Source organism: Pseudomonas sp. NPDC087817 (assembly GCF_044742875.1).
In the GTDB taxonomy this organism is placed as follows: Bacteria; Pseudomonadota; Gammaproteobacteria; order Pseudomonadales; family Pseudomonadaceae; genus Aquipseudomonas.
This window is the reverse complement of record NZ_JBIUVJ010000014.1, coordinates 1-25,237: the sequence shown is the minus strand read 5'-3', so window position 1 is coordinate 25,237 and position 25,237 is coordinate 1. Positions and strand designations below refer to the sequence as shown.

The 25,237-nt window shown below is 60.2% G+C and carries 20 protein-coding genes and 1 pseudogene; 8 read left to right on the top strand and 13 right to left on the bottom strand.

The window, feature by feature from the left end; all coding sequences use genetic code 11:
- Window positions 1–6 precede the first annotated feature (6 nt).
- The 9 genes from ACIONG_RS12920 to tssB form a co-directional block, all read right to left on the bottom strand.
- On the bottom strand, window positions 7–1,035 hold the full coding sequence (locus tag ACIONG_RS12920; RefSeq protein WP_103303327.1) for an endonuclease/exonuclease/phosphatase family protein: 1,029 nt from the start codon (window positions 1,033–1,035) through the stop codon (window positions 7–9).
- A gap of 84 nt (window positions 1,036–1,119) precedes the next feature.
- Window positions 1,120–1,983, bottom strand: a complete 864-nt coding sequence (locus tag ACIONG_RS12915; RefSeq protein WP_213028282.1) for a hypothetical protein — start codon at window positions 1,981–1,983, stop codon at window positions 1,120–1,122.
- A 47-nt stretch (window positions 1,984–2,030) separates the two neighbouring features.
- The gene (tssH, locus tag ACIONG_RS12910) at window positions 2,031–4,571 is read right to left on the bottom strand and encodes a type VI secretion system ATPase TssH (RefSeq protein ID WP_401299838.1); all 2,541 of its coding nucleotides are present in this window, start codon (window positions 4,569–4,571) and stop codon (window positions 2,031–2,033) included.
- Between the two features lies 1 nt (window position 4,572).
- Entirely contained in the window at window positions 4,573–5,598 is a 1,026-nt protein-coding gene (gene tssG, locus ACIONG_RS12905; protein WP_103303330.1) for a type VI secretion system baseplate subunit TssG, read from the bottom strand.
- Window positions 5,562–7,355 carry a type VI secretion system baseplate subunit TssF gene (gene tssF / locus ACIONG_RS12900; RefSeq protein WP_401299835.1) on the bottom strand — a complete coding sequence of 598 codons (1,794 nt, stop codon included), beginning with the start codon at window positions 7,353–7,355 and terminating at the stop codon, window positions 5,562–5,564. Before tssF ends, tssG begins: the two co-directional genes overlap by 37 nt.
- Window positions 7,339–7,782, bottom strand: coding sequence for a type VI secretion system baseplate subunit TssE (gene tssE / locus ACIONG_RS12895; protein ID WP_103303332.1), 444 nt, complete (start codon window positions 7,780–7,782; stop codon window positions 7,339–7,341). The genes tssF and tssE overlap by 17 nt, the downstream gene beginning before the upstream one ends.
- 15 nt (window positions 7,783–7,797) lie before the next feature.
- On the bottom strand, window positions 7,798–8,292 hold the full coding sequence (locus ACIONG_RS12890; protein ID WP_103303333.1) for an Hcp family type VI secretion system effector: 495 nt from the start codon (window positions 8,290–8,292) through the stop codon (window positions 7,798–7,800).
- Between the two features lie 219 nt (window positions 8,293–8,511).
- Entirely contained in the window at window positions 8,512–9,996 is a 1,485-nt protein-coding gene (gene tssC / locus ACIONG_RS12885; RefSeq protein ID WP_401299830.1) for a type VI secretion system contractile sheath large subunit, read from the bottom strand.
- 30 nt (window positions 9,997–10,026) lie between these two features.
- Window positions 10,027–10,569: a type VI secretion system contractile sheath small subunit gene (tssB, locus tag ACIONG_RS12880; RefSeq protein ID WP_064117633.1), complete on the bottom strand. Its 543-nt coding sequence runs from the start codon at window positions 10,567–10,569 to the stop codon at window positions 10,027–10,029.
- 227 nt (window positions 10,570–10,796) lie between these two features.
- Here tssB and ACIONG_RS12875 point away from each other — a divergent pair, with 227 nt between their 5' ends.
- The 5 genes from ACIONG_RS12875 to tssA are packed head-to-tail and all read left to right on the top strand — an operon-like array spanning window position 10,797 to window position 18,304.
- On the top strand, window positions 10,797–11,243 hold the full coding sequence (locus tag ACIONG_RS12875; protein WP_401299827.1) for a type VI secretion protein: 447 nt from the start codon (window positions 10,797–10,799) through the stop codon (window positions 11,241–11,243).
- Window positions 11,244–11,289: 46 nt separating this feature from the next.
- Window positions 11,290–12,621: a type VI secretion system baseplate subunit TssK gene (tssK, locus tag ACIONG_RS12870; protein WP_401299824.1), complete on the top strand. Its 1,332-nt coding sequence runs from the start codon at window positions 11,290–11,292 to the stop codon at window positions 12,619–12,621.
- Between the two features lie 18 nt (window positions 12,622–12,639).
- On the top strand, window positions 12,640–13,404 hold the full coding sequence (locus ACIONG_RS12865) for a DotU/TssL family secretion system protein (RefSeq protein ID WP_401299821.1): 765 nt from the start codon (window positions 12,640–12,642) through the stop codon (window positions 13,402–13,404).
- Entirely contained in the window at window positions 13,401–17,225 is a 3,825-nt protein-coding gene (locus ACIONG_RS12860) for a type VI secretion system protein (RefSeq protein WP_401299819.1), read from the top strand. Before ACIONG_RS12865 ends, ACIONG_RS12860 begins: the two co-directional genes overlap by 4 nt.
- Window positions 17,222–18,304 (top strand): type VI secretion system protein TssA, encoded by a 1,083-nt coding sequence (gene tssA, locus ACIONG_RS12855; protein ID WP_103303339.1) that lies wholly within the window; start codon window positions 17,222–17,224, stop codon window positions 18,302–18,304. Before ACIONG_RS12860 ends, tssA begins: the two co-directional genes overlap by 4 nt.
- Here the strand turns inward: tssA and ACIONG_RS12850 are convergent.
- The 3 genes from ACIONG_RS12850 to ACIONG_RS12840 form a co-directional block, all read right to left on the bottom strand.
- Entirely contained in the window at window positions 18,301–19,269 is a 969-nt protein-coding gene (locus ACIONG_RS12850) for a 2-hydroxyacid dehydrogenase (protein WP_401299816.1), read from the bottom strand. The genes tssA and ACIONG_RS12850 overlap by 4 nt on opposite strands.
- Window positions 19,270–19,409: 140 nt before the next feature.
- Window positions 19,410–19,934 carry a cysteine hydrolase family protein gene (locus ACIONG_RS12845; RefSeq protein WP_401299813.1) on the bottom strand — a complete coding sequence of 175 codons (525 nt, stop codon included), beginning with the start codon at window positions 19,932–19,934 and terminating at the stop codon, window positions 19,410–19,412.
- Between the two features lie 207 nt (window positions 19,935–20,141).
- Window positions 20,142–20,525: a tautomerase family protein gene (locus tag ACIONG_RS12840; protein WP_103303342.1), complete on the bottom strand. Its 384-nt coding sequence runs from the start codon at window positions 20,523–20,525 to the stop codon at window positions 20,142–20,144.
- Window positions 20,526–21,050: 525 nt separating this feature from the next.
- Between ACIONG_RS12840 and ACIONG_RS12835 the strand changes: the two genes are divergently transcribed.
- The 3 genes from ACIONG_RS12835 to ACIONG_RS12825 all read left to right on the top strand — a co-directional run bounded on the left by ACIONG_RS12835 (window position 21,051) and on the right by ACIONG_RS12825 (window position 24,791).
- Window positions 21,051–21,245 (top strand): hypothetical protein, encoded by a 195-nt coding sequence (locus ACIONG_RS12835; protein ID WP_401299810.1) that lies wholly within the window; start codon window positions 21,051–21,053, stop codon window positions 21,243–21,245.
- A gap of 538 nt (window positions 21,246–21,783) precedes the next feature.
- Window positions 21,784–23,064: a serine/threonine transporter gene (locus ACIONG_RS12830; protein WP_401299808.1), complete on the top strand. Its 1,281-nt coding sequence runs from the start codon at window positions 21,784–21,786 to the stop codon at window positions 23,062–23,064.
- 80 nt (window positions 23,065–23,144) lie between these two features.
- Window positions 23,145–24,791, top strand: coding sequence for a SulP family inorganic anion transporter (locus ACIONG_RS12825; RefSeq protein WP_401299805.1), 1,647 nt, complete (start codon window positions 23,145–23,147; stop codon window positions 24,789–24,791).
- 170 nt (window positions 24,792–24,961) lie between these two features.
- Here ACIONG_RS12825 and ACIONG_RS12820 read toward each other — a convergent pair.
- A pseudogene (locus ACIONG_RS12820) lies at window positions 24,962–25,237 on the bottom strand (aconitate hydratase B); the annotation flags it as partial.

The following is a 25,237-nucleotide window of genomic DNA, read 5'->3' as shown; positions in this document are numbered from 1 at the left end:
CAATGGCTAAAACATTGAACTGCCGTCAACGGGGGCGGGGCCGAGCGACGGTGATACCGAGGCACCAGTCGATACCGGAGCCAGTAATGGAGGGGAACCCGAGGATGTCGAGGGAGAAGACGGCACAACACCATAGGTAAAAAATACCGGGAAATGATCACTTCTTACGGACATGCCCAGGCAGATTTTCTGGATGACGGTTGTGCGGTGCCTGACTGACTCTCCCGATACAACGGTGTTAGCACTGCCTTCGCAAACGGCGCTCCATTTCTCCAGTTCATGTACATAGGCATAGTCCAACAAGCTTAACTGTGCTGTTGGATGCCGAGGTTTTGCATCGATGGCATGGTTCCATTTGTATTCTTCTTCAAAATATTTTTTTGGCGTGAGATTAAGGAAGTGGCCAAACTCCTGCATGTCTCTTAATTCTCTGCTGGAGGAACTCACGTCATCACTCAGGATGCTGACATGTGTATACCCCGCACCTGTTGGCGTGAGTTTCTGCATTTTCATTATTGCGTCAGGCTTGCCATCAGTGGGTACGTTCAAATCGCCACCAAAAAAAACCAGTTTGACCCTCATGCCCTGAATGTAATTTATTGCGTTGACGATATTTCCCAGTGCCACGCAGGACGCGTTTGCATGATAGAAGCCATAACATAAATCGGTAGTTTTATGGTGAATAAGTAATGCTCCACGTTGCTCTTTGTCATCCAGTGGAACATGTTCTGAAATGTCGGTAAATTCACTGGCAATCGCGTTCTTTACAAAAACGATTGAACCCAATGTCGTGATTTTGTTTTTTGCGCTCTCGGGCTGAAGGATGCTTACTGGACTGTAATGTGCAGTCAGGTCCCTCACTAATTGGGTGTTGGCTGCGCCCGATTTACCTGTTTCGAACAAGGCGAAGATATCGGGCTTTCTTTGCTCAAGGTAATAAACCAGAAAGGCAAGTTTTTCTCTGTAAGCCTCGGATAGCGTCGAATTCTGTTCGTCGAAGTGTTGCGCGTTCCAAGTCATTATCGTGAGCGGCATTTTGATTTCTCACTTCGTTTTGTCAACTCGACGCACAGGTTGTGTATGCCGGCCTGCTGCGATTCTGAATTCCAATTGGCTCATTTATGGTGTCTCATTTGTAATGGGCAGTGGGTTGGCCACTTCCTGCAGGTTGGCAGCGGCGTTATCGATCAAACTGATAAACTTGGAGTTTTCAGGGTCTGGAAAGTAATAGCGGTGTAAATTGGGCACCGGCTGAGGGGTTGTTATCAACCGTGCCAGAAAACCAAAGCTAGAAGTAGGTCTGGATGAGAAGCCGAACAAATAAGAAGAACAGAAAGCGAAGAACTGGGAGTTGTTTATTTTCAAGAAAAAAATAGTAGCAGCCACAACTGACGGCATCGAGATGTGCACCTCTGCGACGACGACCTCTTCAAATGCGTTTCTTTGGTGGCTGTTACCTTTTTCGCAGTATGAGTTAAAATCGATGCTGGCAATTCTGGTTGTGCCCGGTAAGGGGGCAACGAGGCATTTACCGTTATTGTCATGCGTAAACAGCAAGCCATTATTAGCCTTGTCTACGCGCGCGACACAACCGCAAAAACCTCCTGATATTACGACTGTACCTATCGGCGCATCATAGGGGACCAGGCAGGAACCCGTTCCAAGGGTGCCATTGGTGGACTCGCCATTTGCATAATGAAAAACATACCAAGGACGGGTGCTGACAGCTCCTTTCGCCTTAATCATTATTCCATTACCTTCGGGGACGCTGATTTCTATTCCTCTAGGGACACTGACTTGCCCGTTGAGGCAAGTAGTTGCGTTGGGTGAAACATCGTCGGTGTCTTGGGTCAGTAAAATGGCTTTGCTTTTCAACAGGCTGTGAATGTTGGGGATGTTGAAATTTGTCGACAGCAAGGCATTCAGATGATTGAGCGCATTTGCCAGTTCTGTTTCTTTAGTGTCGGTGTGCGTATTTAACATAGTTCATCCTTGATTTTATTTGCACAGAACTGGAGGTGTCGTTTCTGTTACTCCAGCACCCACTCCGCCAACTTCCCCGTCACCTGCGTCATCAACACATTCTCGACATCCCGCGCACCCGCCGCGCTGCATTTGGCGAGCACCGCTTTCACAATTCCTGAATCAAACTCGAACTGCTTGCCGGTCGCCGCCTTGTAGCGCCCGCGCAGTTTTTCCAACTTGGCCAGCACAATTCCTTCCAGCGTCGCCTCTTCCAGCGGCCGATACGCGACCACGGTCATGCGCGCCAGAAACGCCGGGCGGAAGGCTTGCAGGAGGACTTTGTGCAGGGCTTCGTTGAAGGCTTCGCTGCCGAGTTGTGCCACCGGCGTATCGAGCAACAACTCCGCGCCGACGTTGCTGGTGGCCAACATCACGGTGTTCTTGAAATCCACCACCAGACCGGTGCCGTCCTCCATCAAGCCTTTGTCGAAGACGTTGTAGAACGCCTCCAGCACATCCGGATGCGCCTTCTCGATTTCATCCAGCAACACCACCGAATAGGGCTTGCGTCGTACCGCTTCGGTGAGCACGCCGCCGCTGCCGTAGCCGACATAACCGGGCGGCGCACCTTTGAGTTGGCTGACGGTATGGGCTTCCTGATATTCCGAGAGGTTGATGCTGATCAGGTTGCGTTCGCCGCCATACAAGGCGTCGGCCAGCGCATACGCGGTTTCGGTTTTGCCGACACCGGTCGGGCCGACCAAGAGAAATACACCGACTGGCTTCTGCGGGTCGGTCAGTCCGGCGCGGTAGGCCTGCAAGCGCTGAGCGATGGTGTTGAGCGCGGTGCTCTGGCCCATCACCCGTTGGCCCATGCGCGCACCGAGGGTGCGCACGGCGTGGGCTTCGTCGGCGAGCATCTTGCCGACGGGGATGCCGGTCCAGCCTGCGATGACAGCGGCGACGGTTTTGCTGTCGACCTGTTCCGGCACCAGCGGATCGTCCTGGCGGATCGCATCCAGTCCAGCCTCAAGGCGCAGTAGTTCGGCGGCGAGATGATCGATGCGACTGTCGGTGGCTTCATCGGGTTTATCGCTGTCGGCGCGCTCGCTCAACGCCAGTAACTCGCGACGGGTTTCGAGCAGCTCGCGCACGGCGACACGCTCTTCACCCCAACGGGTTTCCAATTCGCGAATCGCTTGCACGTTGCTGGTCGATTCGCTTTCCAGCAGGGTAATTCGCTCACGGTGATCAAGCCCTGTGGCCTGTTCACGGCGCAGGCGTTCGACTTCATCCTTGAGGCTGTTCTGCCGGTGGCGCAGGCTTTCCAGCGGAGGCGGTACGTCGTGCTGGCCGAGGGCGACCCGGGCGCACGCGGTGTCGAGGACGCTGATGGCTTTGTCCGGCAACTGGCGGCCGGAAATGTAGCGGTGCGAAAGTTTCACCGCTTCATGGATCGCCGCGTCGAGCACTTGCACGCCGTGGTGCTGTTCGAGTTTGGCAGCCACCCCGCGCAGCATTTCCACGGCGGTGATTTCATCCGGTTCTTCGACCTGGACCAGTTGAAAACGACGGGCGAGGGCCGGATCTTTCTCGAAGTATTTTTTGTATTCCATCCAGGTGGTCGCGGCGAGGGTGCGCAGTTCGCCCCGGGCCAGCGCCGGTTTGAGCAGGTTGGCTGCATCGCTGCCACCCTCGGCGCCACCCGCACCGATCAGGGTGTGGGCTTCGTCGATGAACAGGATGATCGGTTTGTCGGCGCTGCGTACTGCGTCGATTACGCCTTTCAAACGCTGTTCGAACTCGCCTTTGACCCCGGCACCGGCCTGCAGCAAGCCGAGGTCAAGCACGCGCAAGCTGACTTCCTGCAACGACGGCGGCACGTCGCCGGCGGCGATGCGCAGGGCCAGACCTTCGACCACGGCGGTTTTGCCGACGCCGGGTGCGCCAACCAGAATCGGGTTGTTCTGGCGGCGGCGAAGCAGGATATCGATGCACTGACGGATTTCGCCATCGCGGCCAACGATTGGATCGATGCGCCCGGCGTGGGCGTCGGCAGTCAGGTCCTGGGTGTATTGGTCGAGAACCGAATCCTGTCGCGGTGCCGGACCTTTAGACGTGGCGGTTCGCGCACCGACGTGTTCGCGAGAGTTTTCCGTCCACTCCAGCAGATTCGCGCGCAGGGCCTCTTTGGGAATTCGCAGCAACGACGAAGCGCTGTTGAGCAACAGACTGCGGCGCTCGTCACGGTCGATCAACGCCAGCAACAACAGCCCGGAACGGATACTGTCGAGCCCCAGCACACTGGCCTGCACCACCGCATCTTCGAGCAAGCCCAACGTGTGCGACGACAGTGCCGGCGTGCGCGTACTGCCTGCCTTGAACAGATCCAGAGCCTTGTTGATCTCCACCGTCAGCGCATCGCGTTCCAGGCCGAAACGCGGCAGCAAAAAGGCAAAATCGCCACCCTCGATGTCGAGCAGTTCCAGCAACAAGTGTTCGATCTCGACAAAGTGATGCCCGCGTTGCAGACAGCGTTGCGCGGCGCGTTCGAGGGCGCGGCGGTTGTCCGGATTGAGGCGTCCGATCAGGCTGGCCAGTTCCATTTCAGGTGATCTCCAGCTGACGAAGACGGGTTTCGATGCGTTGCACAGCGAGGCTGGCCTGACGTTGCAGGCCGCCATTCCAGCTCAGCAGGGCGGGGGCCTGACGGCCGAGTTTCATGGGCCCGGCACCGCGCACCAGCAGCACCAGTTTGACGTCCAGATCCGGACCGAAATACAGCGCTGCAAGGCTCGCCAGTGCCGGGTGCGCTTCGCCGTCCGGCAGAAAACGTCCGGCCTGCGTCGAGGACAGTGGCCCGAGTGTCAGGCGAATACCCGCGTGTTCATCCCAGACGCGCTTGCCGGCAACGGCCGTGCGTCCGAGTTGCAGATTGCGCCCGCCAGCCTTCATCAGGCTGCGGCTGGCCAAGGGAATCTCGCGCCAGGCACCTTCGTAAGCACTGAGTTCGACCGGCACTTCAAACTGCTCACGCACAATCGCTGCGAACCCGGCCAGCGAGCGGCGGCCATCGGCAAACAGCGCCGTACACGCGAGCACCGCGCAGTCAGGAATCGCCTGGCGTTCCTGCAAGGATTTGGGCAACAACCCGGTTAGCGCGCGCAGTTGCGCCTGCACTGGCGAGGCGCCCGGCGTGACAAAACCCAAGGCGATACGGTGCTTGCGCATCACCTTGTAAAGCAGGCTGAGCAGTCGATGCTGGAACAGATCGAGGAACTCGGCCGGCGCATGATCCTTCGCTCGCGCGCGCTGTTGCAGCCATTCCTGATAGGCGTAGGGCAACGGCCCGTCGGGACCGCCGAGGCCGAAGATCGGCGTGTCGAGGGTCAGTGGTTCGCCCGGCGCTTCCTGCAGGTTCTCAATCTGGCTGGTCGGAAACACAGGCGTCAGCGGCCCGCGCAGTTTCAACGCTTCCGCTTGTGGCGAGGTGCCGCTGCCGAGGGATTCGGCTTGCGGTTGTTCGCGCTCCAGCAACAGCAACGCCTGCAACAACTCGAACGCCTGCGGATCGCGGCGCAGACGCTGGCTCAGGGTCAGAGCGACAGGGGCATGCCGGCTTGCGGTTGCCATGCCTTGACCTCCTTGTCGGCCTGCATCAATACCGTGCGCACAAAGCGATTGGCCGTGGCGTACACCGAAAAGAACTGCGCCAGCACCGCCGAAAACAGCACCGCGCTGCTGCCGACAAAGTGCTGCGGATCAAGCTGCAGTTGCACCTCCAGCCCATTGCGCCAACCGCGCCAGGCATCGACGCCGACATGGCCGATTACCCGTTCGCAACTGATGCTCAGCAAGCCGTCTATCTGGCGTAAAGCGCTGGCTTCATCGCGCAGGTTGTGCAGATGCAGAATCTCTTTCAGTGCATCGAGCGCCTGCGGACCTTCGACCAGCGACAGATGATTGAGGGTCAGTTGCGACACCAGCCTCCAGCGCGAATCACCGTCCAGGCGCGGCAAACTTTGTGGGCTCGGTGGATTGCGCAGACGTGCCCAAGCCACCGGGCCGGGACGCTCAAACCCTAGCGGCGTACCGGCGGGCAGACTTTGCGCCAGGTGACGATTGGTGCACAGCAACTCAGCGGTCAGGCTGTAATCGGGCAGATCGGTCTGTGGCTCGAAACGGGTGTCGACCACGCTCACCAACAGATCGCTGCCGAGCCGGTTCGGGGTCATGCCGCTGACCCGTCGGGCATGCCAGTAACGCTGTTGATCACCGTCGCTGTGCTGGCTGCCGTAATAGGCCGGCAGCCGTTGCACGCCGGCGCCGGAACTGGCGCGCATGCCGCGAATGCTGTGAATCTCGACGCTGTTTTCGCGGTGGCTGTCGGCGATCAATCGGTACTCGCTGCGGGTGCCGTCAGGGCGCAGCGGTTCGGACGTACGCGGGAACAGATTGATGACGGGCGCGCAGCCGAGAACGATATCGCTCGCCTGCAAATGCAAGCGACTGCTCGGCGCGCGATCAAAAACGATGTACAGATACAACGTCTGACTGTCGCTGGCTGCACCGCCCAGCGGCAGATCGAAGAAGTGGAATTTCTCAGGGCATGCGAAGTACTCGGCGAGCAGGCGCATGCCGGGATGTACACCGTCTTCGTCGGGCAGCAGGACCTCGTCTTCGGCAAAACCGACGATGTCAGGCAGTCCCTTCAGTGCCGTGGGAACGCTGCCCGGCGACCCGGCCAGCACCTGCACCGCATGCGCACCGAGCAGGTCATACAGGCTGGCGTTGATCACCGGCGAGGCCGCGAGATGAATGCGCAATCGGTCGATGCCCAGCTCCGACCATTGAGTGTCGCCGAGGCAACGCAAACTCAGGCGCAACGCCGAACGCGCTTGCGCGACAGCGGTCAGTGCCTGCGCCTCATCGCTGCCAAGCAACAAGGATTCGGTCACTTCGATCGGCCACAAACGTACGGCGGCACTGGTGCGAAAGTGGATGCTCTCGCCTTTGCTGGTGGTGACAAACAACGGAGTGTCGCGGGGCAGGGGATAGCCGCCGTCGAGCTTGCCTTTGCTCGGGTCCGGCTCGAACTGGACGATGGCGCACGACGGCAACGGGCGCATGGCCAAGGGATAAAGCTGTTCGAGCAGCGCATCGCTGAACTCGGCGTAGTCGTCATCCAGTCGCCGTTGCAGACGCGCGGCCAGCAGCGCAAAACCTTCCAGCAAGCGTTCGACATGCGGGTCGGGACATTCGCCGGGTGACAGTTCCAGGCGTCGGGCGACTTTCGGATAACGCTCGGCGAACTGACTCCCGGCATGCCTGAGCCACGTCAGCTCCCGTTGGTAGTAATCGAGCAGTTGCGGGTCAATCGAGTCGCTCATGACGTACCTCCAGCCCTTCGCCGCCGGGTTCGATGACGAACGCCACTGGCCAATGCTGCAAGCCGCTGCGCAGTTCGCCCAGCAAGCGAATGCTCAACCGTTGCGGGTGGTCGGGCAGGGGATTGACCTCAACCTCGCCTAACAACAGGCGAGGTTCGAAATGGGTGATGGCTTCGCGGATGTCTCGCGCCAGTCGCCGGCGGTCATCGCTGCGCTGCTGTTGCAGGGCGCTCCAGTCGGCGATGCCGTAATCGATCACGCTGGGTGGTGTGGTGAAGGTGCGCGAGCCACGGCGGGTGTTGAACAGGCGCGCCAACTCGGCAAGCACCGAGTCGAGCAGATCCTGCTGGTCGAACGCCTGCACGGCATCGTCCTCGCTCCAGGCAAGGCGTTCGAACAGTGGCGGGAGAATCCCGGTGCCGGCCATGGCTTATGCGCCCGGTCAGCCGGCCTTGTTCGCCGCCAGGTCCCACACGGTGCCCGCCGTGCCTTCCTTGGTGCCGTCGTCCTTTTGCGCGGTGAGTTCCCATTTGATCTTGGTGAAGTTCAGCGACAGGGTTTCCACCGGTTTGCCGCCCGTACCACCGCTGACGCTGACGTTGGACAGCACCACGTTGTTGAGGGTGTAGATGATGAAGGGCATCAGTTGCCCGCTGCCTTCAGCGGCGTTGCGGCCGATGGTGATTTTGGCTTCAGGGATCGGTTTGCCCGCGCAGCAATAGCTGTTAAGCGTGGGGGTGGAGCTGTCGACAAATTTGGTCAGGGTGAATTCGCCGATATGCGGTTTGCCGGAAGTGCGCTCCGAGTTGCTGACGTCGTTGGTCACCTGCATCGCGACGTTGTGGCTGTAGGACATGACTTCGATCTTGTCCGTATAACCCTCGAGCAGGCTGTCGCCTTTGATGTCGCCGCCGAGGTCGAGAATGATTGCATCCATCGCTTGAAACTCCTGAAGAAAATCACATTAGGCAAATTGGGCTGAGCACTGAACCTGTGGCGAGGGGATTTATCCCCGATGGGTTGCGAAGCAGCCCCAAAAAATCAAGGGCCGCTGCGCGCCCCATCGTGGATAAATCCCCTCACCACAGGTGTTTCAATGGTCTTGAGAGACTGGCTCCCCCACCACAGGGAGGCATTCACTCAAAAATTGCTGCGATCAGGCAGCAACCGGTGGCGGCAACGTCGCCACCAGACGAATCGACGCCGTCAACTCCTCAAGCTGAAAGTGCGGCCGCAGAAACACCGTCGCCCGATACGCGCCGGGCTTGCCGGCCACTTCGGTGACATCCACCCGCGCTTCCCGTAATGGGTACTGCGCCTTGATTTCCTGCGGGGCGTTGTCGTTGATCAGCACATAGTCGGCGATCCAGTTGTTGAGGTAGGTCTGCACGTTGTCGCGGGTCATGAAACTGCCGACCTTGTCGCGCATGATCACCTTCAGGTAATGGGCGAAACGCGAGGCCGCGAGCACGTACGGCAACATCGCCGAGATCCGTGCGTTGGCATTGGCCTCGTTGGTGTTGTAGACCTTGGCCTTGTTGGTGCTCTGGCCGCCGAAGAACACCGCCACGTCGCTGTTTTTCTTGTGACACAGGGCGATGAAGCCGAGGTCGTTGAGTTCCTTCTCGCGGCGGTCGGTTATCGCCACTTCGGTCGGGCATTTCAGCGACAGGTCGCCGGAGCTGGTGCGGAACGTGTGCGCCGGCAAACCTTCGACCGCGCCGCCGCCTTCAGCGCCGCGAATCGCCGCGCACCAGCCATATTTGGCAAAGGCTTCGGTGATGCGTTGCGACAAGGCCCACGCGGCGTTGCCCCACAGGTATTTACTGTGGTCGGTGCCGTTGACGTCTTCGACATAGTTGATGCCTTCCACCGGCACAGTGTCAGGGCCATAAGGCAGGCGCAGAAGGAAGTGCGGCAGCACCAAAGACACATAGCGCGAATCTTCGCTTTCGCGGAACGAGCGCCACTTGATCAGCTCCTGGCTCTCGAAGACTTTCGACAGATCACGCGGTACCGCCAGCTCGGTGAAGCTGGTCATGTCGAACAGGCGAGGGCTGGCGGCGGCAATGAACGGCGCGTGCGCTGCGGCGGCTACGTTCGACAGTTTTTCCAGCAGGCCGATGTCCTGCGGATGCCGGCCGAAGGTGTAGTCGCCGACCAGCAAGCTGAACGGGTGGCCACCGAAGGTGCCGTATTCCTCTTCGTAGATTTTCTTGAACAGCGCGCTCTGGTCGAATTCGACGGCTTTTTCCAGGTCGTTCTGCAGCTCTTTCTGGGTGACGTTGAGCAGGCGCAGTTTCAGCCGGGTACTGGTTTCGGTGTTCTGCACCAGCATGTGCAGGCCGCGCCACGAGGCTTCGAGTTTTTGCAGGTCGGGGTGATGCAACACCTCGTTGAGCTGGGCGCTGATCAGTTCGTCGATCTGGCTGATGCGGTCGTTGATCATCGCCACGGTGTCCTTGTCGATGGCCATGCCTTCGTCAAGAACCTGGGTGGCGAACTCCGCGAGCATGTCGCGGGCGTAATCCTGCTGACTGTCATCGTGGGCCATGCGGCCCTCGGCGATGATCCGGTCGAGCAGGGATAAAGTTTCGGCTGCAGCATTTTCGCTGGCTTGATTCTGGGCGGCGGCGGGCATGGTGAGTTCTCCCCTCGATTAAGTGGACGATCAGGCTTGCGGTTCGGCCGGCGCCTCGGCATCAGCTGCCGGGGTAGCGGTGTCCGGGCGGGCCGATTTGATTTCCTGCAGGCCTTCGGTGTTGGCGATGACATCGCGCAACAGCTTGTCCAGGTCATCGTTGCCGTCGAGCTTGGTCAGCAGATCGCGCAGACGCTGGCGGGCCTCGAACAAACGGCGCAGCGGCGTGACTTGCTCCACTACCTTGACCGGGTCGAAGTCGTCGATGTGTTTGAAGTTGAGTTCGATATTGAGCTTGCTGTCGTCGCCGCTGAGGGTGTTGTTGACTTGCAGCGTGGCGCGCGGGCCGATCGAGGCGAGTACCTCGTTGAAGTTGTCGCGGTCGATTTCGGTGAAACGTCGTTCAGTCAGTTTTGCCAATGGCTCGAGCGGTTTACCGGAGAGGTCGGCGAGGATCCCGACCACCAGCGGCAATTCCTTTTTCTCGATGGCGTTGCCGATTTCGACGTCGTAGGTGATTTGCACTCGGGGCGGACGCACCCGGTCGAGCTTGTGTTGAGTACTTTCTGCCATGACGGCGGACTCCGATGCGATGAGCGGGCGCAATGCATCGGGGTGGCCCGTTCATCGCTTTCCCTTGCTGGACCGTAGGTTAGAAAGGGAGGCAGATGACCTGTCGTTCCTTTGACAAACCTTCCTCATTCGGCTGTAGGAACCGAACTACCCAAGACGCTAGAACAGGTCTATAAAAATGCAAGGAAAAACATTTTTGGACAGATTCGGGAAAAGGAAAATTCATTTTGTGTAGACGACTTTTTCTAACGTGGGTGTTGGCACTGCTGGCGGGCTGTTCTTTCTTCGGGCCGAAAGTCGACCTCGACAGCCTGACCCTCGACGTCGCGCCCAAGGCCAATGACGACACACCGATTGCCGTGGATTTCATTGCGGTCAATGACCCCGATCTGCTCAAGCAACTGTCCGGCATCAGCGCCAGTCAGTGGTTTGCCGAGCGCGAGCAGTACCAGCGCGACTATCGTCAGTTGATGAGTGTATGGGGACTGGAGCTGGTGCCGGGGCAATTCATCGACCGCCAACCCTTCCCGCTGGGGGGCAAGAAGGCCTCTGGACTTTTAGTCTTCGCCAGCTATAACACTCCCGGAGCGCACCGATTGCGCCTCGATGATCAGAGCGAGGCCTGGCTCAAATTCGACAGTCGTGAAATGAGTCTGGTCAGCCAGGAAAACTGAAACACACCGCTCGCCGCCGACTGGCGGCAGGGTCGAAAGGAGTCGTATGAGTCTGCTACCTGACGCGGTTTGCTGGCACGAAGGCATGCAATTGCTGCCGCAGCATTTTCAGTTGCAAGGGCTGCGGGCCGAAGCGCTCGGCGCGCATCTGGCGCAGGCGTGTAATCCATGGTTCTGGGGCGTCAGCCACATGGAGTTCGACCCATCGGCGCTGAGCGCCGGCGTGGTGCGGGTGTTGTCGCTGCAAGGGACGATGCCCGATGGCTTGCCGGTGGATTTGCTGGCCGGTGTCGGGCCGACGCTGGAACTGGATGTCAGCGCCGCAATCAACGCCACCGACGATGCCACTGTCACGGTGTTCCTGGCGATCAGCCCGATGTGGCGCGCCGGGCAATTGCTGCCGCTCAAGGGCCGCTTGCAGTCGGTGGTCGGTGAAGCGTTGCCGGATCTTACCAGCGGTGAATTCCCCGAATCGATCACCGTGTGGCGACCCAATCCACGGTTGTGCACGCAGTTGAACAAGGCTGATTCAATCTGCCTGCCGTTGCTGAAAATCCGCAAGGAGGGCGGCGGCTTTCTGCCGTTGGCGTACACGCCGCCAACGCCGGTCCTGTTGCCGGAATCCGTGCTCGGACGCCGCATCGCCGGGCTCTGTGCACGGGCGCGGGAAAAATGTCTGTTTCTCGGTGGCCGTTTGCGGCAGGCGCAACAGGCTGGCAACCAGGACGATGCCTTGGAAATCCGCCGCCAGTTGACCGCGTTGTGGGCGCGGCTGCCGGAAGTCGAAGGCACGCTGAACAGTCGCATCGCGCACCCGCAAACCTTGTACGTGCATTTGCTTGGCCTCGCAGGCGCCTGGTCGGCGCTCGATCCACTGGCCGGCGTCCCGGCGTTCGCACCACTGGATTTTCTTGAGCTGCAGCGCGGTTACGACGCTGTGCTGCAATGGCTGGAAACCACCCTCGAACTGATCCGCGCCGGCTATCGCAGCCTGCCGTTCGAACGCGGTGAACAGAGCTTTTCCATTCAGTTGCCGGACGAGCAACCGAGCCAGCGTCTGGTCGTTGGTTTGCGCATGCCCAATGGTGCCAGCGAGCAAGCGGCGATCGACTGGTTGCGCGGCGCGATCATCGCCTCGGCGCCGCACATTGCGTTGCTCAGCCGCCAGCGCATGAGTGGGCTGAGCCATCAGGCCATGAGCCGCAGCGAGCAAGTGGCCTACAGCGTCGGCGAAGACACGCGACTGTTTGTGATCACGGCCGAGGGCGCCTGGTTCGACGCGCAACTGCCGCTGATGATCGCCGCCCCCGCTGCAAAGCTGACCAGCAGTCCGTGGCAAGTGGTGCTGTTTGTCGCGCAGAACAGTGAAAGTGCCTGATCACACAAGGAACGCCGTATGTCGCAAGGAAGTGCCGCAAGCCTGGGGTTGCAGGACGCACCGTTGAGCAGCGCGTTCCGCCAGACATGGCAGCAATGGCAACAGGACTGGGTGCAATTGCCCAAGGACAGCGAAGACGAAGCGGCGCTGGTCGAGACCGCGGTCGAGTTGTCCACTCAGGCTTCGCAACGCTTGTGGCGCACTGCGTATTCGCGGGTCGGCGACTCGGCGACCGAGCAGGTCAAGGCACTGGTGTATGCCTTCGTCGCACTGGTCGACGAAACCCTGTTGTTTACGCCATGGCCGGGGCAGGCGGCATGGCAGGACAAACCATTGGAGTCGCGCCTGTATTCCAGCCGGCAGGCCGGCGAGCAAGTGCCGGCGGCGATTCAAACCCTGCTCGATGAACAGCAACCGACCGCCCGCGATCTCGCCAACGTGTATTTGCAGTGCCTGATTCTCGGTTTCCACGGGCGTCTGCGCGGCGAGCACAGTCAGGCGCAACTGGAGAAATGGCGGTTGGCGCTGTTCAACTTTGCCTGGCAGGACGAGGCCTCTTATGAAGGCGTCAGCCAGCGACTGGTGCAGCCCTCGCTGGTCACACCGTTGCAGTTGCCGGTACGTACAGCGCTGCCGGACGGTTTTCGTCTGGCGTTGGGGATTCTGGCGATGGTGCTGGTGTTGACCGGGCTCGGTCAGTTTCTCTGGCGTGACATTCGTTCCGAGTTGGAACCGGTATTGCAAATGACCGATTCGGTGACGCCCGCGGAGCACGACTCATGAGCACCCTGACGATTGTCGCGTGGGTCTTCGCGTTACTGTTGTTGCTGGTCATCATCGCCGTGGCAGTGTGGTGGCTGCGCACCCAGAGCGGCGCGGCGATCCGCAGTTTTTATGCCTCGGTGCGGCACATGGAGCAGGAGCAGGGCAGTCGCGACCGCTATCAGATGCCGTGGCTATTGATGCTCGGCGACGAAATCCAGGGCACGCAACTGGTCAGCGAATGGCGTTTGCAGCCGACCGACAAACCGGCGTGGTTCGGCCGCTGGTGGTCGGACCCCGAAGGCGCGGTGCTGGTGGTGCCGCAGGCGTTGTTCCTGCCGGACGACGGCATGCATTTGCAGCGCGGCGGCTGGTGGCGGCTGCTCGGTCTGATCTTGCGTTTGCGCAGTAAACGGCCGCTGGACGGGGTGATCTGGACAGTGCCGGTGAGTCGCCTGAGCAATCTCGAACAAGCCGCCAGCCTCGGTCTGGCGGCGCGCCGGCGCTTTATCGATTTGCTGCAACGCTTCGGTTTGAGCGTGCCGGTGTACGTGATCATCACCGGCCTGGAAGAGTTGCCGGGGTTTCAGGAACTGATCAGTGCCTTACCCGACGAGGCCCGCGAACGCACTTTGGGCTGGTCGTCGCCCTACGCGCGTGACGCCGTGTGGCAAGGGCAGTGGAGCGATCAGGCGCTGGATCGAATCCACCGCGCTGTTGCTGAAGCGGTGATCGAGGTCGGCACCTTGTCCGGCCATTTGAGCGCGGATCTGTATGCGCTGCCGGAGCGTCTGGAAACCCTGCGCCGTGGTTTGCAGAGCGTGCTGGAGCCGGTGTTTCAGGGTAATGCACAGGGCGAAGCGCCGTGTTTTCGCGGCGTGTATTTCACTGCCAGTCAGGCGTCGAAAGATGCCAGGGATGGTTTTTCCGCCGACGACAGCGGCTTGCAACAAAGCGTGTTCGTGCGCCAGTTGTGGCGCCAGCGGCTGGTCGGCGAGCGCGGTCTGGCCCAAGGTGTGCCGCGCCTGCTGCGTTTGCGTCAGCGCTGGCAGCGGATCACCGCTGGGGTCGCACTGGTAGTGGGCGTGGTCTGGGCGGTGGCGATGCTGTGGGTGTGGAATCAGTCGGTCAAGGATGCCCATGAACTGGCGCGGCTGATGCAGAGTGCGCAGAAGAGCTACGTGGCGGTCACCGATGACGCGCATCGGGTCGAGCCGACTCGGCGCAATGTGCAGAGTTTCTGGCGGGTGCTGGAGCGCGCCCCGCACTGGCACTACATTTCGCTGGCGTTTCCGACCTCATGGTTTTCCTCGGTGGACGTGAAAATCGAACAGGCACTCTTCAAGTCTGCTCAGCGCCAGATGGTCCAGCCGTTGCACCAATTGCTGGTCGCCGAGCTTACGAAAATCAAGGCGATCCGCAGTACCGATCGGCGCACCAGTGTGGAAAGTGAGGACCCGGCGCAGTGGCAGAATTATCAAAAGGCTACGGATCTGGTAGATCGGGCGTTGCGTCTGGAACAGCAGAATCAATTGTTTGCCGAGGTGCAGAACAGTCAGCGGGCGCCGCTGGACGATCTCGTGCAACTGAGCAATAGCGCGCTGTCACTGAATCTCAATGCGGCGACCGTGCCGCATTCCGCGTACTACAACCGTTTGCTGGCGGCGGGGGATGGCGGTGATGTGCAAGCGCTGGATCTGAGCGTCGAGCGCCCGTTGGTCACCAGTAACTTCAACGGGCTGATGCAGCGCTGGCTTGATCAGTATTTTCTTGCCGAGAACTTCGTCAGCAAGGCCGGCTACCTCAAATTGCATCTGGAACGACTCGAGGCTGGCAGCGGCAACAGCCTCACTGAGCTGGAAGACTTGCGTGCGTTGATCGATGACCTGCAAGCGGCGGTTGCCCTGACCAACTCGACGTGGAGTCGCGGCAAGGGCCAGGAACTGGTGCCGGGTTATCGTGAGTTTCTCGACAAGGTGCGCAAAAGCACCTTGCTCGGTCCGGTCGTTGAGCAGCAACTCGATCAGCAGGCTGGCAAGTTGCAGCAGAGTTTCCGTGATCAGTGGATCGCCCAGGTTGGTTCACGCGGCAATCTGTTGATCCAGCAAGGCAGCGGGCAACTGGCGTTGCAGGAACATGTGGTCAAGCTCAACAACGCCGTGCAGGCGCTGTTCAAGCGCGACTTTGTGTCGGTGGCCATGCGCGCCAATCAAAACAACGTCAATCTGCAAGGCCAGACCGTGGATGGCGATGATCTCAATACCTCGCTGAATTACTTCACCAGTTATAAAAGCTATGTCGCCGAAGAGTTGCCACGCATCCCGCCGGCCTATCGCGAGGCATTGCTGCAAACGGCTGAAGCCGCCGCCGCTCAGGCAATGTGGTTAAGCCTCAAGGATCACAACGATCAGACTCATCCGTACGCGGTGTTCAATGTGCAGGCCGAGCAGGCCATGGCCTTGCAAAAGGCCTTCGTCGAGGTGCATCGCAATGATCTGGCCGCGCGTCTGCAAGGTGCGTTGAACCGGCGGGCAATGGCGCAGGTTGTCAGTGGCCTCGATGAAATCACCGCGCAACCGCTGTTCGCGGGGCGTACTGAAATCAGCCAGTGGGACGGCTCGAAAAACCTCGGCCTGCAACTGTACGGTGCCACTGATGTGCAGGACCTGAAACTGAGCCTCAAGCAGCAGTTCAACACCATGCTCGGCATCACCGAGCGACGGCAGTCGGCGTTGCAGTGGCTGATGACCCAACAAGGCAATCTGTCGGCGCTGGATTACGAGCGCGTGACGCAGTTCAGCGCGCTCAATGACGAACTGCTCAAGTACAAGGATGCCAACCCGGCCAGTTCGCCGGCACAGATCGAGCAACTGGTCAGCCGCGATTTCATCGACATGGACACCGCGTCCTGCGTGCAGGTCTTGCAAACCGCCAATCTGGTGGGCGGGCGCGGAACGCTGGCGATGCGCGCGGTGGAACTGCAACAGGCGGCGATGCAGCGCTGCCAGTTCTTGCAACAGCAACAGGCGGCAGCGGCGTGGAATGAACTGGCCAACTATTTCAATCAATACCTGGCCGATCGTTTTCCGTTTGCCAACGGCGTGCAGGCGCAAGATGCCGACCCGGCTCGGGTTCAGCATTTCCTCGAAATCATCGATAAACGACTGCCTGTGGCGCAAGCCGGACTGGTGCTCAGCCAGACCCCGGAACGCCTGGCGGCGGAAGATTTTCTCAATCGCTTGAAACAGGCCAGCATTTGGCTGACGCCACTGTTCGTGCGCGATAAGAGCGGCATCCTCGGCGTCGAACTGGACGTGCGCTGGCGTACCGATCGTGACGATGAGAAGGGCGCCGATCAGGTGATTGCCTGGGGCCTGCTCGCCGGCAGTCAGCAGATCAACTATCCGGTCCCGGCCGAGCAACCGAACCTGCGCTGGATGGTCGGCCAGCCCATCCGCCTGACCCTGCGCTGGGCGCGTAACGGCAAGGAGCGGCCGGTCAACGACCCGTTGCAACCGAACCTGGTGGTGCGTGATCTGGAGGCCGGTTGGGAGTACGGCGGGCCGTGGTCGTTGCTGCGTCTGATGCGTGCGCATTTCTCGGTACAGCGCCAGCCGAGCATGGATTACACCGAGTTTCCGCTGACCTTGCGTTTGCCCGTGACGGCGTCCAGCGACAGTGTCACCAGTGACTTCACGCGGATGTTCGTGCGCCTCTCGCTGATGAGCCAGGGCTCGAAACTGCCGTTGTCGATTGCACCATTGCCGACCCGTGCGCCGCGCTCGCCGTTTCAGGTGACCGGCACCACGGCTGCGCTTGAAGCCCAAAAGGAAAATCTGTGAGCCTGCCATCGACCACGTTGCCGGATCTGATTGATCAGTTGCTCGCGCCGATCAGCGCGGACGCGCCGTGCGGCGTCGACTTGCGCTATGAACGTGAGTTCGACCAGTTGCGCGACCTGCGCCGCGAGGACGACGCCAGCCTGCCGACCGGAGTCTGGCAGTCGACACTCAAGCGGGCGAACTGGCCGGACGTCGAGAAACTCGCCATCACGCTATTGCTGGAACGCAGCAAGGACCTGATGCTCAGCGCCTGGCTCGGCGAGGCGTGGCTGCATCTGCAAGCGCTGGACGGCTTGCCCGGCAGCCTGGCGCTGATCGCCGGTTTGTGTGAGCGTTTTCCCGAGCAACTGCATCCGCAGGCAGAAGACGGCGACCAGTCGTGGCGGGTGATTCCGCTGGAATGGCTGGTGCGTCGCTACAGTGAAGTGCTGCTCACGCGGGTGCCGCTGTTCGGCAGCCGCAACAGCGATTTTGAGGCTTATACCCTGGAAGTCTGGCGGCGCTTGCAGGTTCACCAGGTGCAGACCAACGACAGCAAAAACGCCAAGACCCTGGCGGAAACCGCGCGCAACGAACAGAAGAAACTCAACGAGCAGATCCGCGCCACGCCGCTGGCGTTCTGGCTGCGTACTCAGGGCAATCTGCTGCTGAGCCTGCAACACCTGCAACGGCTCGATAGCTGGAGTGATGCCTATCTGGGCGATCAGGCGCCGGGGCTGCACCCTTTGCAGGACACCATTGAAGCGCTGCTGACCCTGGTTCAGGAGTTTATCGCCATGCACCCACAACAACCGGCGCCGCCACCGCCGTTGGTCGAAGCGCCCGTGGTGGTCGCGCAATCAGACGAATCCGCGCCGCTCGCGCAGGCCTTTCGTGAGCCGGCCAGTCGCGAAGAGGCATACCGGCAATTGCTGCTGATCGCCGAATACCTCGCGCGCACCGAACCTCACAGTCCGGTGCCCTATCTGATCCGGCGCGGAGTCGAGTGGGGCAACAAGCCGCTGAGCGAATTACTCGGCGAGTTGATCAGCGCCGACGCTGAATCGCGGCGCCTGTGGACGTTGCTTGGGGTGCTTTAGTGCACGCGCTGGTTGTTGACCCTCGGCGGCAATTGAATCGGCGTGAGCACCGGTTGCCCGGAAAAGAACGCCACGAGGTTTTTTCCCACCAGTTCCACGGTGCCTTGGGTGGCTTCCGGTGACAGGCCGGCGACGTGGGGCGTGAGCAGCACGTTGGCCAAGGTTTTTAGCGCGTCCGGCACTTGTGGCTCATGATCGAACACATCCAGCGCCGCGCCGGCAATGCGCCGTTGTTCGAGTGCGGTGATCAAGTCCGCCGTGGCGATCACACTGGCCCGGGCGATATTGACGATGAACCCTTTCGGCCCCAGCGCATCGAGCACCGCACGCGTCACCAGATGCTGCGTGCCGATCCCGCCCGGCGTGGCGACAATGAGAAAGTCCGACGCCCGCGCCAGTTCGGTCGGGGTCGAGCAGAACGCGTAAGGCACGTCACTGCGCACCTGACGGCTGTGATAGCTGATGTCCATGTCGAAGCCGAGGTTTGCGCGCTTGGCAATCGCCAGGCCCACCGCACCGAGGCCGAGAATACCCAGGCGCTTGCCGGCGAGTGACGGACGCATGATTTTCGGCCATTCGCCACGGCGCACGGCGGCGTCACAGCGCGGAATATCACGCACCAGTGCGAGCAGCATGGCCATCGCATGGTCAGCCACCGACGAGGCGTTGACCCCGGCGCCGTTGGTCACGGTGATCCCGCGATCACTGGCGGCTTGCAGATCGACCTGCTCGTAACCGGCACCGATCACCGTGATGATTTTCAGCGCGGGCAGGGCGGCGATTTCGTCGGAGGTCAGGCCCAGCGGGCCCCGGGTCAGCACCGCGTCGATGCGCGGGCCGTGGGTGGCGATGGCTTGCGCACGTTCGGCAGGCGTGGGGGCGAGGATCAGATGAAAGCCCTGATGCTCGAGAATCGGCAAGTAATCATTGATGGTTTCAACCAGTACCAGAACGGTTGCGGGCATTGCGCGGCTCCTTTGATCGTCGGCGGTTCGGTCGCGAAAGTCGTTGCAGAGTGCTGATTCCAGAGCGGTTTGGCAATGGCCGAGCGCTGCCCCGTTCCAGCCAGTGTAGGAGCTGAAACGGGGAGCGCGCGGGCGCTTCGTCAGAAGGTCACGTCGGCGCTGTTGATCAACCGGGCGAACGCGCCGCCGAGGCTTGCGTTGTGGTGGTCAATGATGGCTTTGGCGGTCAACGCCGGAGTGTCCATGCAGGTGTGGGCGTCAGCCACCAGCAGCGGTTTGAAGCCCAGATCGGCAGCGGCGCGGCAGGTGCTGTCGATGCAGAACTGAGTCTTCATGCCAACGAGGTACAGATCTTTGATATCTCCATTGCTGAGCTGCTGCGCAAGGTCAGTGTCGTGGAAGGCGTTGGGTCGGGACTTGTCGAACAGGTGATCGACTTCTGCGTCCAGTTCAAGCGTTGGCAACAATTGCCAGAAGGGGCTGCCCGCAGCAATCGGCGAGCCTTCGGGGCCGGTGTGTCGTACGGCGAAAACGGGCACGTGGTGTTGGCGCGCCTTTGCAATCAACTGCCGGATGTTGGCGAGAATGCGTTCGCCGTCGTGGGGTTTTTCCGGGCCGTGGAACAGACCGACCTGCATATCGATGATCAACAGTGCTGCAGACATGTGTTTCTCCTTGAGTGACAAAAGCAGCCGCACGGACGGGAGAAACAACAAGGCCCCGTCCATTGCTGGCGGGGCCCTGGGTTTGCTGCGCTGGTTTTACCCCAGGCACAAACACCACGACCCGCCGGTGGCGGTCGTGGTGGTGCGGGTGAGGTGCAGCGCGCGAAGGTTCATGGGGCTGATCATGCTGGCGGCGTCCACGGGCTGTCAACTGGCGTATTGGGCGATGCCGTTGCCAAACGACCAGTTCTCCTTTTTCACTTCCACCAGATTGATGAACACGTCTTCGAGGCGAACGCCCAGTTGCGTGTTCAGGCTTTGTGCGATGGTCTGGTACAGGGCTTTTTTCTGCTCCAGCGTTCGACCTTCGTTGAGGGTGATCTGGATGATCACCAGTTGGTCGCTGCGCTGGATGCCCAGATATTGCGGGTCGAAGATGAAATGTTCGCCGTCGTGTTCGTTGAGGATCTGGAAGTTATCGTGCTCCGGCACATTGATTGTGCTGCGCATGGCAGCGTAGATCTGCTCGCCGACGCGCTTGGCGAAGGTGGGATCGGTGCGTTTTTTGAGTTCGACGCGAACGAGCGGCATGAATGGAAACTCCGGGGAGGCAGAGGATTCATTCACGCTAGACCATTTGGGCCGGATTGGAAGACTCGGGTGTTCGATCGGACGCCTTCGCTGGCAAGCCAGCTCCCACAGGTCCTGCGCTGCTCAAATAATCGTGACCAGGTCCCAAATCCCTGTGGGAATTGGCTTGCCAGCGATGGGGCAGGCAGCCTTCACACAGCACACTTGCTTGCCTGCAATCTGTCAGCGCGACTTGCTGATTTTAGTGACGGATAAAAGCGAACCGGCGCTGGTGATTGCGCAGCACGTGGTGCTGGCGGTGAATCAGTGCTCGACAAATGGGGGCCGACGGAATAAGCCTGGCTTGCGCCGGGTCGATTAGCCCTCCGCAATCTCTATGGCGATGTTGTATGAGTCGGCCTACCTGACTCCCGGATATTGCCTACAAAACCGCCGGATTCATCCGCTATCTGGCACGGGATGAATAGGAAATCATGAGGGTACAAAGTAGCCCCGGCAGCCACTGCCAACAGCCAAGGAAGGCGCATGCTTCAGAACGATCGGGAAAATCTGGAACTCGAAAGACTGCAAAATGAATCACGGAAACTGATTGTCGAACGACGCAAACTCATTGCCGAAGAACGCAAATTGGGGCGGGAGGGACTTTGGTATCCAGTTGCGGCAGGCACTGGGGTATTAACCGCGCTTGCGGCTGTATTAGGCCTTTTGGCCAAGTTTTGAGTAACAGACTCAGCACTCATCGTATTTGTCGTCACGCATCCCACATTGTTCAACCACGGTTCACATGGCAAGTAGCTCTCGTGCCCCCCGGAAAGGAAATAATCATGACCCTAGAAGAACGCGTAGCCAGAATTGAGCGACTGTATCGGGAAGACGCCGAACTTGCCGACGAAATACAAGGCCTCTCCCCAGCCGAAATTCGGTCGGATTTGTTCAGGTTCAGTCTCGGTTTTTTGTTTGGCTTGGCGTGCCTCACAATCGGATTGATAGTCATGCGTTCTTTCTAACGAGGTTTTATCCGCCGTCGGCGCTGGAAGTTGTCAAAAAACGACACCGCACATGCCTTGCGCCGACAGCCATTTTCCCAAAAACGACACCCCACTGATCTGCTCCGCACAACCATTCCTCAGCTAAGTCTTTGCTTCTGCTCATTTATCGCGGAGAATCGCGCCCCTGTTTCGGCCGGAGCATGTCTGTCGGTTTTTTCCGACGCGTCCTGACCGAGTGGCAAGTGACCGGAATGCGGAGATCCGACCGGATGAATGATCAGGCCAAAAGCGTCGACCAACGCTTTGATGCAGTAGCACCCGCTGAACTTTCGAGCTGGAATCGCCAGGACACCACCTGGATGTTGGGACTGTTCGGGACGGCCATCGGCGCCGGTACCCTGTTTTTGCCGATCAACGCAGGGCTGGGTGGCTTTTGGCCGCTGGTGATCCTCGCGCTGCTGGCCTTCCCTATGACGTTCTTCGCACACCGTGGCCTGACCCGTTTTGTGCTGTCCGGTCGCGAAGGCGCTGACATCACCGACGTGGTCGAGGAGCATTTCGGCATCAAGGCCGGTGCGCTGATCACCTTGCTGTACTTCTTCGCGATCTTCCCGATCCTGCTGATCTACAGCGTCGGCCTGACCAACACGGTCGCCAGTTTCCTCGAACATCAATTGCATATCATGCCGCCACCGCGCATCTGGCTGTCGTTGGTGCTGATCCTCGGCCTGCTGGCCGTGGTGCGTTGCGGCGAGCAGGCGATCGTCAAGGCGATGAGCCTGATGGTGTACCCGTTCATCGTTGCGCTGTTGTTCCTCGCCGTGTACCTGATTCCGCACTGGAACGGCGGCATCCTCGCCACCGCTTCGCAAGTGCCGGCGCCATCGGCGTTGCTGCACACGATGTGGCTGGCGATTCCGGTGATGGTGTTCTCGTTCAACCACTCGCCAATCATCTCGGCGTTTGCGGTGGATCAGAAGCGTCGTTACGGCGTTAACGCCGACCAGCGCAGCTCGCAGATCCTCTGCCGTGCCCACCTGTTGATGGTGGTGATGGTGCTGTTCTTCGTCTTCAGTTGCGTGCTGACCCTGTCGCCGGAACAACTGGCTGAAGCCAAGGCGCAGAACCTGTCGATCCTGTCGTACCTGGCCAACCACTTCAACAATCCGACTATTGAGTTCGCGGCGCCGTTGATTGCGTTCGTGGCGATCTCCAAGTCGTTCCTCGGTCACTACATCGGTGCCAGCGAAGGCCTGAAGGGCTTGATCATCAAAAGTGGCAAGCGTCCGGGCGCAAAGGCTCTGGATCGCATTGTGGCGGCGTTCATGCTGGTGATCTGCTGGATCGTCGCAACCTGGAACCCGAGCATTCTGGGCATGATCGAGGCCGTTGGTGGTCCGGTGATCGCGGCGATCCTGTTCCTGATGCCGATGTACGCGATTCGTAAAGTGCCAGCGATGGCGCGCTATCGCGGCAAGGCGTCGAACGTGTTCGTGACCGCAGTAGGTCTGGTGGCAATTTCGGCGGTGATTTATTCGCTGACGGCGTAAGCCAAAGCCTCGAAGACTCAGCTACAGTGGCCGCTGTGCGTGATGCGCACAGCGGTTTTTTTTCGTCTGGAGACAGTGGATTGTCGAGCGCCCCACAACCTGTTGAATCACCCAATCGCTGGCGGGATGTACTCGCCGGTCTGTCGATTGCCGGGCTGTTGCTGCCCGAAGCCGTAGCCTACTCGACCATCGCCGCGCTGGCGCCGCAGGCTGGGGTGATCGCCCTGTTTGCCGGGTTGCTCTGTTACGGGCTGTTCGGTACCAGTCGTTTTGCCATTGTTTCGGCGACGTCATCCTCCGCGGCCGTACTGGCGGCGGCCACGGCAACGCTGGCCAATGGTGATTCGCAATTGCGCGCGACGCTGGCGGTCGGTCTGGTATTGGTCACGGGCGCGCTGTTTGTGCTGGCCGGGATCTTTCGTCTGGGCAGCGTCACGGCGTTCATTGCCAAACCGGTGTTGCGCGGGTTTGCCTTCGGCCTGGCGCTGACGATCATTCTCAAGCAGGTCGCCAGTGTGGTCGGCGTGCACCTGACCGACGCCAATCTGGTGCGCTTCGCTCCACAACTGCTGGAGCAATTGCCGCAGTGGAACTGGCCGGCGGCGGCTGTGGCGGCAGTGGCGTTGATTCTGTTGGCGGCGTTTTCGCGGTTGCCACGATTGCCCGGTGGTTTGCTGGTAGTGGTGATCGGCATCGCCGCCGGCCAATGGCTGAACTTGCCGGCGTACGGTGTGAAGATGATCGGCATGATCGACCTCAGCCTGGAAGTCCCCAACCTGCCGGTGCTGCCGTTCGCCGACTGGCTGCGGTTGGGGGAGGTGGGCTTTGCGCTGGTGATGATTCTGTACGCGGAGTCTTACGGCTCGATCAGTTCGTACGCGCTCAAACATGGTGACCGCGTGACGTCCAATCGCGATTTGCTGGCGCTGGGGGCGTCAAACCTGTTGTCCGGGTTGTTCCATGGCATGCCGGCGGGAGCGGGTTATTCGGCGACGTCGGCAAATGAAGCGGCGGGCGCCACTTCACGTTGGGCCGGCGGGGTGGCGGCGTTGGTGGTGCTGATCATCGTGCTGACCGTGTTGCCGTGGATCGCTTTGACCCCTGAACCGGTGTTGGCGGCGATTGTCATGCACGCGTTGGGGCGCGGTTTGAGTCTGCAGCCATTGGGGCGTTACTTCATCTGGCGCCGCGATCGCGTGCTGGTTCTGTGCGCGGTGGTGGCGGTGCTGGTGCTCGGTGTACTCGACGGTTTGCTGGTGGCGGTGGCGATCAGTGTCTTGCTGATGCTCAAACAAATGTCGTCGGCGGATATTCAGGTGCTGGGGCGAATTGATGGCGGGCATGACTTTGTCGATCAACAGCGCCATCCGACGGCAACCAGCGAGCCGGGGGTGTTGATCGTCCGGCCGGGCGAGGCGTTGTTCTTCGCCAATGTCGAGCGGATCCTCGGCGCGGCGTTACGCTTGACTCGGCATTCGGATGCGCCTGTGCACACAGTGATTTTGAGTCTGGAGGAAACTCCGGATCTGGATGGCACCAGCATCGAGGCGATGCAGGAATTCTTTTTGCGGGTGCGTCAGGAAGGCAAGCGATTGATTCTGGCGCGACTCAAGCATGGGGCGTTGGTGGTGCTGGAGGCGTTGCCGGAGGTGCAGGCCAATGGTGTAATCCTCAGTGGCTTGAGCGTGGATGGTGCGGTCCAGCAAGCCCTCAAACTCAATACATAATCCCTTGTAGGAGTGAGCCTGCTCGCGATAGCGGTCTGCCGGTTGATACAAGTTTGACTGACACACCGCTATCGCGAGCAGGCTCACTCCTACAGGGGATCGGTATTCCAAGGCATAAAAAAAACGCCGCTCATCTCACGATGGGCGGCGTTTTTCAGTGCGTTGCAGCGTTAGGCTTGAACGACCGGGATGTTGGCGTTCGCAGCAGCTTCACGGAACTCGGCGATCTGGTCGAAGGACAGGTAGCGGTAGATATCGGCCGCCATGCTGTCGATCTTGCCAGCGTATTCCATGTATTCCTCGACGGTCGGCAGGCGACCCAGGATCGAAGCCACGGACGCCAGCTCGGCCGAAGCCAGGTAGACGTTCGCGCCGTCGCCCAGACGGTTCGGGAAGTTACGGGTCGACGTCGACACCACGGTGCTGTTTGGCTCAACGCGTGCCTG